This window comes from Buttiauxella sp. JUb87 (genome assembly GCF_004361975.1).
Taxonomy (GTDB): domain Bacteria; phylum Pseudomonadota; class Gammaproteobacteria; order Enterobacterales; family Enterobacteriaceae; genus Buttiauxella; species Buttiauxella ferragutiae.
Genome location: NZ_SNVY01000013.1, coordinates 37,799 through 50,459, shown reverse-complemented (window position 1 = coordinate 50,459; position 12,661 = coordinate 37,799). Strand labels below are relative to the sequence as shown.

Annotated in this window: 11 protein-coding genes; 6 read left to right on the top strand and 5 right to left on the bottom strand. The window is 49.6% G+C overall.

The window, feature by feature from the left end; translation table 11 throughout:
• Nucleotides 1-209: 209 nt before the first annotated feature.
• Nucleotides 210-2,039, top strand: a complete 1,830-nt coding sequence (locus EC843_RS23070) for a hypothetical protein (RefSeq protein ID WP_133523116.1) — start codon at nucleotides 210-212, stop codon at nucleotides 2,037-2,039.
• A gap of 90 nt (nucleotides 2,040-2,129) precedes the next feature.
• On the opposite strand, the gene hemL is transcribed toward EC843_RS23070, so the two are convergent.
• Nucleotides 2,130-3,410: a glutamate-1-semialdehyde 2,1-aminomutase gene (hemL, locus tag EC843_RS23065; protein ID WP_064539804.1), complete on the bottom strand. Its 1,281-nt coding sequence runs from the start codon at nucleotides 3,408-3,410 to the stop codon at nucleotides 2,130-2,132.
• Nucleotides 3,411-3,549: 139 nt separating this feature from the next.
• Between hemL and clcA the strand changes: the two genes are divergently transcribed.
• A complete protein-coding gene (clcA, locus tag EC843_RS23060) occupies nucleotides 3,550-4,971 on the top strand; it encodes a H(+)/Cl(-) exchange transporter ClcA (RefSeq protein WP_064539802.1) in 1,422 nt (473 codons plus the stop codon).
• A gap of 81 nt (nucleotides 4,972-5,052) precedes the next feature.
• Entirely contained in the window at nucleotides 5,053-5,400 is a 348-nt protein-coding gene (gene erpA / locus EC843_RS23055) for an iron-sulfur cluster insertion protein ErpA (protein ID WP_064539800.1), read from the top strand.
• A 139-nt stretch (nucleotides 5,401-5,539) separates the two neighbouring features.
• Here erpA and EC843_RS23050 read toward each other — a convergent pair whose 3' ends face one another.
• The 3 genes from EC843_RS23050 to mtnN are packed head-to-tail and all read right to left on the bottom strand — an operon-like array spanning nucleotide 5,540 to nucleotide 7,667.
• Nucleotides 5,540-6,157 (bottom strand): TRIC cation channel family protein, encoded by a 618-nt coding sequence (locus EC843_RS23050; protein ID WP_064539798.1) that lies wholly within the window; start codon nucleotides 6,155-6,157, stop codon nucleotides 5,540-5,542.
• Between the two features lie 12 nt (nucleotides 6,158-6,169).
• The gene (gene btuF, locus EC843_RS23045; RefSeq protein ID WP_064539796.1) at nucleotides 6,170-6,976 is read right to left on the bottom strand and encodes a vitamin B12 ABC transporter substrate-binding protein BtuF; all 807 of its coding nucleotides are present in this window, start codon (nucleotides 6,974-6,976) and stop codon (nucleotides 6,170-6,172) included.
• Nucleotides 6,969-7,667, bottom strand: coding sequence for a 5'-methylthioadenosine/S-adenosylhomocysteine nucleosidase (mtnN, locus tag EC843_RS23040; protein WP_064539794.1), 699 nt, complete (start codon nucleotides 7,665-7,667; stop codon nucleotides 6,969-6,971). Before mtnN ends, btuF begins: the two co-directional genes overlap by 8 nt.
• Before the next feature lie 78 nt (nucleotides 7,668-7,745).
• On the opposite strand from mtnN, the gene dgt reads away from it, so the two are divergent.
• The 3 genes from dgt (at nucleotide 7,746) to cdaR (ending at nucleotide 12,168) form a co-directional block, all read left to right on the top strand.
• On the top strand, nucleotides 7,746-9,260 hold the full coding sequence (gene dgt, locus EC843_RS23035; protein WP_133523115.1) for a dGTPase: 1,515 nt from the start codon (nucleotides 7,746-7,748) through the stop codon (nucleotides 9,258-9,260).
• Between the two features lie 143 nt (nucleotides 9,261-9,403).
• Nucleotides 9,404-10,846 (top strand): serine endoprotease DegP, encoded by a 1,443-nt coding sequence (gene degP, locus EC843_RS23030; RefSeq protein ID WP_064539790.1) that lies wholly within the window; start codon nucleotides 9,404-9,406, stop codon nucleotides 10,844-10,846.
• 164 nt (nucleotides 10,847-11,010) lie between these two features.
• Entirely contained in the window at nucleotides 11,011-12,168 is a 1,158-nt protein-coding gene (gene cdaR / locus EC843_RS23025) for a DNA-binding transcriptional regulator CdaR (RefSeq protein WP_121814277.1), read from the top strand.
• Between the two features lie 48 nt (nucleotides 12,169-12,216).
• Here the strand turns inward: cdaR and EC843_RS23020 are convergent, their stop codons facing one another.
• Nucleotides 12,217-12,606: a DUF3461 family protein gene (locus tag EC843_RS23020; RefSeq protein WP_034493480.1), complete on the bottom strand. Its 390-nt coding sequence runs from the start codon at nucleotides 12,604-12,606 to the stop codon at nucleotides 12,217-12,219.
• Nucleotides 12,607-12,661 lie beyond the last annotated feature (55 nt).

The following is a 12,661-nucleotide window of genomic DNA, read 5'->3' as shown; positions in this document are numbered from 1 at the left end:
AGAGTTTATTTACGTTGCAAAATATCATGATTAAAAATGTGGCTGATATCACTACTCTTTAGCATTTGTAGCTAACAGATGAATGCTGCAGCCGCCTAGAATAGATATCAAAGTTAAATTTATTCCATCAATGAATTAAGTTAAATCTATCATTTAGGTCAATGGTATTGGTTGGAATTTATATTAAGTGATGTATTAGAAGGGAACTCATGATTAGTGCAACTGTAAAAAAATATATAAGCAATCCTTCCGCTAAATTAATTATTGTTAGCTACTCCCCAACCGGGGGGGGGCATACTGCACGTTTACTCAATATTATTTCGATGGCGCTAGAAAAAAAATCAATCCCCGAAGGTAGCATCGTTATGTTTCATGTCCCCTGTCCCTGGGAAGGTACGCCACGCTCCCCTTTAGTCGCAAATCTTGCAAAGACACTCATCAATCGCCAAATTAATGTCTGGATAGCTGAGTCAGATAAATCTATCTATGGATATCTGAATAAAGAGACGGGGGGATCAGATGATGCCAGCATTCTCCAGCATATCACGCGCTTTCCTCAACGCAATGTCACGCCCCAATCCGCCAGAAAGGATGATAGCCAGAAAACGATCACAGAACTTACGCAATGTGTTTCTTTCCAAACTGATGAGGACTGTAAGAATTTACCCATTATTTCAGCAAAGAATCTGATGAATAGCATGGCGGCTACATTTGGGCGTGAAATTATGGCTGAGCGTTGTTATGTTTTGACTGATATGGACCCCTATTTGCAGAAAGCGGCACAGGCTGCGGGGGTTCCAGGGAAACGATGCCTGGATCAACAAAATCATGCAATTTTACTGAATCTTAATGATAGCCAGCTCAACATATTGCCTAAATATGCTCTGTTATCAAAAGTATTAGGTGGATACGGTGAGCAAATCTCGCATATTGATTTAGGTGGGCGTAATACGCTGGTGAGTATCAGTAATATTACTGAACGTCTTGGTATATTAAGTGGAACACCCAAATATATTGCCAGGCTAAAAATTGCTGATTTATTATTGTCACATGCGCTTCCTGCAGAAAAAATTAAAGAAAAATTAGCGGATGCTAATCGTCCCTTTTCTGGTGTGATGGCGGGTCCTTTAGTGCAGCATGGTGGCGATGCCCAAAATATTGTTTATGTTTATGCACATAAGAAAACAAATATAGTAGCACGTTGTGTCAATGAACGAATGTGTGCCAATGATCCCCTTTTTCAGAGCATAATATTCTTATTTTGCGGGCCGGGAGCTGCGGGTGATTTTAATGCCATGCATCTGGCTTATATTGCCGATGCTGATGGTATTACTACCGCTGGGGCGGGTACGATTGGCGAATTTGCCTATTTACGGAAACAGGCGGGATGTGGTTCACGCTTGTTGGTCTTACCTATTGAAGGTCACAACGAGCAAGAGAAGAATGCCGATGTGATTTCTGAAGACAACGAAATCAAAGCTTTTGTGGTACGTACACTTGCAACCGAACAGCTTTCTGATTCGCTTCTGCGTTTTGTTAGCGATCAGCCTAAAACGCGTGAAGCACCGTGCACCATGAACGAATTCATTACCGCAATTAGCGATCAAAATAGCTATGTGCGGCAGGCTTATGATCGGTTGTTTAACAATGATATCGCCATCAATTTCAAAAATATTGAGCAAGTTGAGCAGATTATGAATCGAAGCCCATTGCTGAAAGCCACACGTAAATATTTGAAACTCGTCTTCCAGGCGCTTAATGCGACCGAGAAAGAAGCCAACAGCAGTATCCAGGTTATGTTACAGCAAGGCATGTCACATACTTTTAGCAATGTGAAAGAACTGAACAACACGCTGCTCAGCTCTATGCGTCTGGCACAAATGATTGGACTGAAGGAGGCAGAAGATGCGGATCGATTGCCGTTACTTAGCGAAGTAAGGAGGCACTTTTCAGCGCTGGCGGGAGGAGGTAAACCTTCAGTCAGTCAATCGACAAAACTTAAGGAAGAATTTGGTGAGTTTATGGTAACTGGGTTCTGATATTGCTGCATTTATTGCTGCATTGAAACTACGTGATAACCACTTTCGTAGGGCGATAGCTCGCCCTACGAACCTATTTTGCAATCAGCGTTACAGTTTTGCGAATGCCCGACGCGCAGCGTCGATAGTCTTCTGAATATCTTCTTTCGAATGGGCAACTGACATAAAGCCTGCTTCAAACGCAGACGGTGCCAGGTAAACACCTTCTTCCAGCATTAAGTGGAAGAACTTTTTAAAGCGTTCAACGTCACACGCCATCACATCCTGATAGCACGTTACGCTCTCGGCATCGGTGAAGAACAAACCAAACATCCCCCCAACATTATTCACCACCAGTGGGATATTTTCGGCAATCGCTGCATTCAACAAGCCATCAGCCAGCATTTCGGTCAGTTCGGTCAACGTCTGGTGAATGCCCGGTTGTGCGACTTCTGTCAGGCAAGCGTAGCCTGCAGCCATGGCAATTGGGTTACCGGAAAGTGTTCCCGCTTGATAAACCGGTCCGGTTGGTGCCAGCGCATCCATAATTTCACGACGGCCACCGAATGCTCCGACAGGCATGCCACCACCGATGATTTTGCCCAGACAGGTTAAGTCAGGCTCCACGCCGTAGTAAGACTGTGCGCCAGCCAGCGCGACACGGAAACCAGTCATCACTTCGTCGATAATAAACAGTGCGCCAAACTCATCGCACAACGCGCGCAGGCCTGGCAGGAAATCATCGTTTGGCGGAATGCAGTTCATGTTGCCGGCAACCGGCTCAACGATAATACAAGCGATGTCTTGCGGATATTGCTCGAACGCGGCGCGCACCGAGGCGAGATCGTTATAGGTACAGGTGAGGGTATGTTTGGCGAAATCAGCCGGAACGCCCGGTGAATTTGGCTGGCCAAGGGTCAGGGCACCAGAACCGGCTTTCACCAGCAGGCAATCGGCGTGACCGTGATAGCAGCCTTCGAATTTGATGATTTTATCGCGCCCGGTGAAACCACGCGCCAGACGAATCGCGCTCATGGTGGCTTCTGTACCGGAGTTCACCATGCGAACCATGTCCATTGTTGGAACCAGTTCGGTGACCAGCTCCGCCATTTTTACTTCCATCTCCGTCGGCGCACCAAAGCTTAAACCGCGCTCAACTGCTTCAATGACCGCATTGCGAATCGCCGGATGGTTATGGCCGAGAACCATTGGCCCCCATGAACCTACGTAATCGATATAGGCTTTGCCGTCTGCGTCAAACAGGTAAGCCCCGTCAGCACGTTCGATAAACAGCGGCACACCGCCGACGCCGGTGAAAGCACGAACTGGCGAATTCACCCCACCCGGGATGACTTTACGTGCGGCAGCGTACAGGTTTTCAGACTTACTCATGGAGCGGCTCCTGGATTCGTATAAATAATGGCAACGCACTATTCTAAGGGAAACCGCCGACGTTATGAAAGTATTGCCCAAACGCGTCGAGGGAGTAGAATGCCCGCTCGATTTGTATTACCAATAAATGATTAGCCTAATGAATCACTCCCAGCCCTCTTTTGAAGCACAACAGGTTGTGCGCTTACGCCGGGGCGACATGGTACGTCGCCTGATTCGACAGGATAAAACCCCTGTCGCTATTCTTTTTATGGCCGCGATAGTAGGGACGTTAACCGGTTTAGTGGGGGTCGCGTTTGAAAAATCAGTGACCTGGATTCAACAAAATCGCCTGGCGATGCTGGCGCATGTGGCAGATTACAGCGTGATCGTCTGGCCACTGGCATTCATCAGTTCAATGCTTTTGGCGATGATCGGCTACTATCTGGTGCGTCGTTTTGCGCCGGAAGCAGGCGGTTCAGGCATCCCTGAAATTGAAGGTGCGCTTGAAGAGTTGCGCCCGGTTCGCTGGTGGCGTGTCATACCGGTGAAATTCATCGGCGGTATGGGGACGCTCGGCGCGGGCATGGTGCTGGGCCGCGAAGGGCCAACAGTACAACTTGGCGGGAATATCGGCCGTATGGTGCTGGATATTTTCCGTCTGCGCGGTGCTGAAGCTCGCCATTCACTGTTAGCCACCGGTGCGGCTGCTGGTTTATCCGCGGCGTTTAACGCTCCGCTGGCGGGCATTTTGTTCATCATCGAAGAGATGCGCCCGCAGTTCCGCTACAACCTCATTTCGATCAAAGCCGTGTTTATCGGCGTGATTATGTCGAGCGTCGTGTTCCGTATTTTTAACGGTGAAAATGCGGTTATTGAAGTCGAGAAACTTTCTAACGCGCCGGTTAACACACTGTGGCTTTATCTGGTGCTCGGCATGGTATTTGGCATTGTCGGCGTCATGTTTAATGCGATGGTGTTTCGCACTCAGGATATGTTCCAGCGTATTCATGGCGGCAACCTCAAAAAATGGGTGATCATCGGTGGCCTGTTGGGCGGTGTTTGCGGTGTGTTAGGTCTCATTCAGCCCGCAGCAGCCGGTGGCGGTTTTAACTTGATCCCTATTGCTGCGGCGGGTAACTACACCATCGGCATGCTGCTATTTATTTTTATTGCCCGGGTGATTACCACATTGTTGTGCTTCGCATCTGGTGCGCCGGGTGGGATCTTTGCGCCAATGTTGGCACTGGGCACATTGCTGGGTACGGCTTTCGGTGCCGCTAGTGTCGCCTGGTTCCCGGCCTATCATCTTGAAGTGGGAACATTTGCCATTGCTGGTATGGGCGCATTATTTGCGGCTTCCGTGCGTGCACCACTGACGGGAATTGTGCTGGTTCTGGAAATGACTGACAATTATCAGCTCATTCTGCCAATGATTATTACCTGCCTGGGCGCGACACTATTGGCACAATTCCTGGGTGGAAAACCGCTATACTCCTCGATCCTTGCGCGTACGCTTGCCAAACAAGACGCCGAAAAGCACAGCAAAGAGCAGCAAAACCCGGTCGGGGAGAATACTTGAACGATTTACTCGGGTATTAGATAATGGCGCTAAAGATCGGGTTATTCTTTGCCCGACTTCTTATTTCGTTGGGAGCAAAAAATGAGTGATGACGTAGCAGTGCTGCCGTTGCAGTTTACCGAAGCCGCAGCCAATAAAGTAAAAACCCTGATCGCGGATGAAGAAAACCCGAATCTGAAACTGCGCGTTTACATCACCGGTGGTGGTTGCAGCGGCTTCCAGTATGGTTTTACTTTTGATGACCAGATCAACGACGGCGATATGACTATCGAGAAGCAAGGCGTTGCACTGGTTGTTGACCCGATGAGCCTGCAATATCTGGTAGGTGGCGCGGTGGATTACACCGAAGGTCTGGAAGGTTCCCGCTTTGTGGTGACCAACCCGAACGCCAAGAGCACCTGCGGGTGTGGTTCATCTTTCAGCGTTTAAAGACATCGTTCTTTTGTAGGTCGGATAAGCGAAGCGCCATCCGACAAAAATGGTGGATGACGCTAACGCTTATCCACCCTACAAAACCTGTTTAGCTATCCGAAGCCGTGTTTTCTAACACGGCTTTTTTATGTCTAAATTACCGGTCATCCAGCGCAAACGTCGGCAGTTTTAAGTGCCAGCGAATGGCAGCCAGACGAATCCCTAGCGTGACCACCATGCCAATCATACTGGCCTGGTCTAGCGGGACGTGGAAGGTGTGATAGGCGGTGGCATGAACGATACCGCCTGCAATACAGGCTGTCGCGTAGATTTCGGTGCGCAGAATCATCGGGATTTCACGCGCTAAAACGTCACGAATGATCCCGCCACCAACGCCAGTGAGCACGCCCATGCAGATAGCAATCAGCGGGCTGGCGCCCGCCAGAAATGCTTTATTTACCCCAATCCCGACAAACACTGCAAGACCGACCGCATCCAGTACCGGTAAAATCCATTTTGGCAGGCGACGCGGCTGGCGTATTAACAGGATAGTGAGTAAACAGGTCACCATCGCGACTACTAAGTCGGTCGGGTCTTTAACCCAAAATACCGGGCCGTTATCCAGAGCCATATCGCGTATTGTCCCACCGCCCACAGCTGTCACTACGCCCAGCACCAGTACACCGAACGGGTCCATACGGAGTTTTCCAGCTAACAATACGCCGGATATGGCAAAGACGGCTGTGCCTATGATGTCCAGCCAATAGACAAGCATGTGAGATTACCCTCATTGTTCATTGTTATTCAGCTCCTTACAGAGCTGTTTTGCGGCGAGGATAATACGTGGGCTCGAGCGACTAAACCAGTCATCATTCACTGCGATAACCGGAATTTTTAACTGGGTATTCCAAAATTGTTCAACCGGAGGAATCTGGGTCTCATCGCCAGTAATAATAATAGCCTGGGGACGCCGACTAATCACTTGTTCGCGGCTCACCTGTGGCCAGGGAACCCGGCTGTCCGCAAAGATATTTTGCCCGCCACAGACTTCCAGAATTTCGTTCTGAATCGAACCTTTTCCTGAAGTAAATAACGGTTGCTGACCAAATTGCAGGAATACTTTTTTCTTCGGGTGTTGAGAGTACTGGGCTTTTAACTCAGCAAATTCTTTTGCCAGCCGATCTGCGGCGTCCTGGGCAGTTTGTGGTGTTGGGCTGAATTGGCCAAGTTGACGCAGTGCGGCAACCACACCTTCAACGGTTGTTGGATCAAGCCAAATGACTTTAATCCCCAGAGCCTGCATTTGATTGACTTGCCGTTCGGCATTACCGCCACGCCATGCCAGCACCACATCGGGTTTAAGTGCCACGATACGTTCGAGGTTCATCCCCTGCCAGTTAGAGACTTGCTCAAGTTTTTTGGCGGCATCCGGATAATTCGACCACGCGCTGACCGCCACAGGGGTAATTCCCGCAGCGTACGCCAGCTCAGTATTACTGGGCGACAATGAGATAACCCGCGGCGCTGCAATCAGCAACGCCGGGAGGCAACACAGCAGCGCGGTGAGCCCGCGCCAGATTTTTTTATTATGCACGAGCCAGTTTCTGTACCAGTTTTTCAACCATCAGCGTGGACTGCTTCGCCGCTACGGCGAGGAACTCGTCAAAGCTCAGGTGAGATTGTTGGTCGGCGACGTCGGAAATCGCGCGAACCACCACAAATGGTGTGCCAAAATTATGGCAAACGTGCGCAACGGCGGTCGCTTCCATTTCAACGGCTACAGCCTGCGGGAAGTTATGTTGGATCTTTGCCAATGCCACAGAACCATTAATAAAGGCATCACCGCTGACCACCAGGCCACGTACTGCATTCAGGTTCAGCTCGGCAATGCACTCTTCAGCCGCGGCAATCAGTTTGGCGTCGGCGGCGAAACCTGCCGGGCAACCTGGCAATTGACCATATTCATAGCCAAAAGCGGTAACGTCTGCATCGTGGTAACGCACTTCATCGGAAACCACGATATCGCCTACTTTGAGCGTGGATGCGAGGCCACCTGCAGAGCCGGTGTTAATCACAACATCTGGTTTGCAATGCTCAAGCAGAAGCGTTGCGCCCATGGCTGCTGCCACTTTACCGATGCCTGATTTCAACAATGCGACTTCAACGCCGTCCAGTGTGCCGGTGTAGATTTCACACCCAGCCAGCGTCAGAGTTTGACGGTTTTCAATTTTGTCACGCAGCAACGTAACTTCTTCTTCCATTGCACCAATAATGCCTGCTTTCATAGTGATACTCGCTAAAGTAATAAATCAGTCGCATAGTCTACCATGACAAACCGCAGAGAAAACGGCGCAGGAGAGGGCATGAGTGAGATAGATTTCCGCAAGAAAATTAACTGGCACCGCCGTTTCCGCTCGCCAGAAGGGCAGAAAAGCGAGCATGAGATCCTGCGAATTTTTGAAAGCGATCGCGGGCGTATCGTGAATTCCCCGGCGATTCGCCGCTTGCAGCAGAAAACACAAGTCTTTCCCCTGGAGCGTAATGCTTCGGTGCGCACGCGTTTAACGCATTCAATGGAAGTGCAGCAGGTCGGGCGCTATATCGCCAAAGAAGTGTTGAGCCGCTTGAAAGAGCAGCAAGCGCTTGAGCGCTACGGGCTGCATGAACTGACCGGCCCGTTTGAAAGTATTGTCGAAATGGCCTGCCTGATGCACGACATCGGTAACCCGCCGTTTGGTCATTTTGGGGAATCGGCGATAAATGACTGGTTCCGCCAGCGTTTGTTTCCTGCTGATGCCGGGAGCCAGCCACGTAGCGATGATCGTTGCCGTGTGGCGACGTTGCGTCTGCACGAAGGCGAAGATCAACTGAACGGTTTGCGCCGTAAAGTCCGCCAGGATCTCTGCCAGTTTGAGGGCAATGCTCAGGGCATTCGTCTGGTACACAGTCTGCTGCGTATGAATCTGACCTGGGCGCAGGTTGGCTGCATCCTCAAATATACCCGTCCCGCCTGGTTTGTTGGTGAGCCTCCAGAAAGCCACGCCTATCTGATGAAGAAGCCGGGTTTTTATCTTTCCGAAGAATCGTACATTGTGCGTTTGCGTAGCGAACTTGAACTCGGTGAGTACAGCCGTTTTCCACTGACGTGGATAATGGAAGCGGCTGACGACATCTCTTATTGCGTGGCGGATCTCGAAGATGCCGTTGAGAAGCGCATTTTCAGTGTTGATCAACTTTACCAGCACTTATGTGACGCCTGGGGCGAGCATCGCGAGGGGGATCTTTTCGAACGCGTGGTGAATGAAGCCTGGGAGAAATCCCGCTCAAACCAGATGCGCCGCAGCACCGAAGATCAGTTCTTTATGTATCTGCGCGTCAACACGCTAAATCAACTGGTGCCGTATGCCGCCCAGCGTTTTATCGATAACCTGGCTGAGATCTTTTGTGGGGAGTTTAATCACGCGCTTCTTGAAGATGACAGCCCATTTGCGCGCCTGTTGGAGTTATATAAACAAGTGGCGTTCAAACACGTGTTTAGCCACCCGGAGGTTGAGCAGTTAGAGTTACAGGGTTATCGCGTAATAAGCGGCTTACTTGATATTTACAGTCCCTTACTCAATATATCCCTTGAGGATTTTGCTGAGTTGGTGGAAAAGGAAAGTTTACGCCGTTTGCCGATTGAGAGTCGGTTATTCCATAAATTATCGACAAAACATCGGCTTGCTTACATAGAGGCAGTCAATGATTTGACGCCGTCGGCCAGTGATTTTCCGGTATGGGAATATTACTACCGCTGCCGCCTGATTCAGGATTATATCAGTGGAATGACGGACTTATTCGCCTGGGATGAATATCGTCGTCTGATGGCCGTGGAGTAATGGAGTCGCTGAGTTTTGTAAAGACGGACAATAAACTTTTACGTTTTCCAGTGACTTATAGACGGAACTTAGCGTCGCATTAGTCACTCTATATTGGCCTACACAGCAATTTTGCGTGACTTATTAACTTTGGATCGAAATCAATGAAAAAAACAACTTTAGCAATGAGCGCGCTGGCTCTGAGTTTGGGTTTAGCGCTGAGCCCTGTATCTGCAATTGCAGCAGAAACCGCATCTTCCGCATCCGCAGCACAACCGCTTCCAAGCCTTGCGCCGATGCTGGAAAAAGTGATGCCTTCAGTGGTGAGCATCAATGTTGAAGGCAGCACTACCGTTAACACGCCACGCATGGGACGTAACTTCCAGCAATTCTTTGGTGATAACTCACCATTCTGCCAGGAAGGTTCACCGTTCCAGAGCTCTCCATTCTGCCAGGAAGGTGCGCCTGGGAACGGCGGCCAGGGTGGTGGACAGCAACAGAAATTTGCAGCCCTTGGTTCTGGTGTCATTATTGACGCAGCGAAAGGCTATGTCGTGACCAACAACCACGTTGTTGATAATGCAACAAAAATTCAGGTCTCACTGAGTGATGGTCGCAAGTTTGAGGCGAAAGTGGTGGGTAAAGATCCACGATCTGATATCGCACTATTGCAATTACAAGATCCGAAAAATCTGACTGCCATTAAAATGGCTGATTCAGACGCATTGCGCGTTGGTGATTACACCGTGGCAATTGGTAACCCATACGGCCTGGGTGAAACCGTGACTTCCGGTATTGTATCTGCACTGGGTCGTAGTGGTCTTAACATTGAAAACTATGAAAACTTTATCCAGACAGATGCGGCAATCAACCGGGGTAACTCGGGTGGCGCACTGGTTAACCTGAATGGCGAACTGATCGGGATTAACACTGCGATTCTGGCACCGGACGGCGGCAACATCGGTATCGGCTTTGCCATTCCAAGCAACATGGTGAAAAACTTGACTGCTCAGATGGTGGAGTTCGGTCAGGTTAAACGCGGCGAGCTGGGGATTATGGGTACCGAGCTGAACTCTGAGTTGGCGAAAGCGATGAAAGTCGACGCGCAGCGTGGCGCATTTGTCAGCCAGGTGATGCCAAACTCTTCTGCTGCAAAAGCGGGTATTAAAGCCGGTGATGTGGTGGTGTCAATGAACGGTAAAGCAATTACCAGCTTTGCCGCATTGCGTGCTGAAGTCGGTTCTATGCCGGTGGGTAGCAAACTGACTCTTGGCCTGCTGCGTGATGGCAAACCAGTATCGGTAGATCTGGAGTTGCAACAAAGTAGCCAGACTCAGGTTGACTCAGCAACCATCTTTACCGGTATTGAAGGTGCTGAAATGAGCAACCGCAGCGGTAAAGGCGAAAAAGGGGTTATCGTTAACAACGTTAAAGGGAATACCCCAGCGGCACGTATTGGCCTGAAAAAAGGTGACATCATCATTGGTGTGAACCAGCAGGCAGTGAACAACATTGCTGAATTGCGTAAAATTCTTGACGCTAAACCGTCAGTAATGGCGCTGAACATTCAGCGAGGTGATACCACTATCTACCTGCTGATGCAGTAATCGTCACTGAGATACACTCAAAACTATCAGGGCCGCGCTATGCGGCCCTTTTTTGTGAGCCTTTCCACAACTCCATACTCTTCCTTTGTGCTTTGTGCATTTGCACAATGCTGGGGCGATTCATCTCGCCTATGCTAGGCCATTAGCACGATTCAGGAGGAAGCATGGCTGGCTGGCATCTTGATACCAAAATGGCGCAGGACATTGTGGCGCGCACCATGACCATCATTGATACCAACATCAACGTGATGGATGCGCGTGGGCGGATTATTGGTAGCGGTGATAAAGAACGTATTGGTGAACTGCATGAAGGTGCGTTGCTTGTGCTCTCTCAGGGACGTGTTGTCGATATTGATGACGCAGTAGCCCGGCATCTTCACGGCGTGCGTCAGGGCATTAACCTGCCTTTGCGTATCGATGGTGAAATCGTTGGTGTAATTGGTTTGACGGGGGAACCGGGCTCGTTGCGTAAGTACGGCGAGTTGGTGTGTATGACAGCCGAGATGATGCTTGAACAATCTCGTTTGATGCACCTGCTGGCGCAAGACAGCCGTTTACGCGAAGAGTTGGTGATGAATTTGATCCAGGCGGAAGAGCATACGCCCGCGTTGAGTGAATGGGCGCAGCGTTTGGGGATTGACCTGAATCAGCCTCGAGTGGTTGCCGTGGTGGAAGTCGACAGCGGTCAGCTTGGCGTGGACAGTGCCATGGAAGAGTTGCAACAACTGCAAACTGCGCTGACGACACCTGAGAGAAATAACCTGATTGCTATTGTGTCGTTAACCGAAATGGTCGTGCTGAAACCGGCACTTAACCAGTTTGGCCGTTGGGATGCAGAAGATCATCGCAAACGCGTTGAACAGTTGATTAGCCGCATGAAAGAAAACGGTCAGCTGCGTTTTCGCGTTGCATTGGGCAACTATTTTACCGGTCCTGGCAGCATCGCACGTTCGTATCGTACCGCTCGCACCACCATGATAGTTGGTAAACAGCGTATGCCGGAAAGCCGTGGCTATTTTTATCAGGATTTGATGTTGCCGGTGCTGTTGGATAGTTTGCGTGGCGGTTGGCAGGCGAACGAACTGGCTCGTCCGTTGGCTCGTCTGAAATCAATGGATAACAATGGGTTATTACGCCGCACGCTTAGCGCATGGTTTCGTCATAACGTGCAGCCGCTGGCGACATCTAAAGCGTTGTTTATTCATCGTAATACGCTTGAATATCGGTTAAATCGCATTTCCGAATTAACGGGTTTGGACTTAGGGAATTTTGACGACCGGTTGTTGCTGTATGTGGCGTTGCAACTGGACGAACAGAGATGAAATAGAGTGGATGACGTTGTGTCATCCACTCGTGGCATACGCAGGACTTTATTTACCGCGGGTTAGCTTATCGAGATCGGATTCAATTTCACTGATCTTATGAGCAACCACAGACTCCAGATGGCGGAGATCGTCGAGAATTTTGCGTTTCAGATCGACTTCTGTGCGATCGCGCTGACACAGTTGATCCAGTTCATCAATCACATAACGCAAGTTCGGGCTGATTTCCTGTACTTCTTTGTAGCCCTGGCCAACGCCATCGGCAACGACAGTTTTACGCTGGCGTGGGTATTTAAACTTCACGCTTTTAGCAAAAAACTCGCCTTTATCCTTCTGGAAATAGATTTTCAGGATATCGTTGTTGGCTTCCTGCCGGAGGCTATAACGATCGATTTCATCAGGATTGGTAATACCCAGACTTTTCAAGTTATCGTACATAGTGTTACCTTTTCGATATCATTAACCTATAGATAATCAACGGAAAATTCCCTTT

What these genes read in the sequence shown, in the direction of transcription:
- EC843_RS23070 (WP_133523116.1), top strand. Translation starts at nt 210, where the DNA reads ATGATTAGTGCAACTGTAAAAAAATATATAAGCAATCCTTCCGCTAAA.
- hemL (WP_064539804.1), bottom strand. Translation starts at nt 3,410, where the DNA reads ATGAGTAAGTCTGAAAACCTGTACGCTGCCGCACGTAAAGTCATCCCG.
- clcA (WP_064539802.1), top strand. Translation starts at nt 3,550, where the DNA reads ATGAATCACTCCCAGCCCTCTTTTGAAGCACAACAGGTTGTGCGCTTA.
- erpA (WP_064539800.1), top strand. Translation starts at nt 5,053, where the DNA reads ATGAGTGATGACGTAGCAGTGCTGCCGTTGCAGTTTACCGAAGCCGCA.
- EC843_RS23050 (WP_064539798.1), bottom strand. Translation starts at nt 6,157, where the DNA reads ATGCTTGTCTATTGGCTGGACATCATAGGCACAGCCGTCTTTGCCATA.
- mtnN (WP_064539794.1), bottom strand. Translation starts at nt 7,667, where the DNA reads ATGAAAGCAGGCATTATTGGTGCAATGGAAGAAGAAGTTACGTTGCTG.
- dgt (WP_133523115.1), top strand. Translation starts at nt 7,746, where the DNA reads ATGAGTGAGATAGATTTCCGCAAGAAAATTAACTGGCACCGCCGTTTC.
- degP (WP_064539790.1), top strand. Translation starts at nt 9,404, where the DNA reads ATGAAAAAAACAACTTTAGCAATGAGCGCGCTGGCTCTGAGTTTGGGT.
- cdaR (WP_121814277.1), top strand. Translation starts at nt 11,011, where the DNA reads ATGGCTGGCTGGCATCTTGATACCAAAATGGCGCAGGACATTGTGGCG.
- EC843_RS23020 (WP_034493480.1), bottom strand. Translation starts at nt 12,606, where the DNA reads ATGTACGATAACTTGAAAAGTCTGGGTATTACCAATCCTGATGAAATC.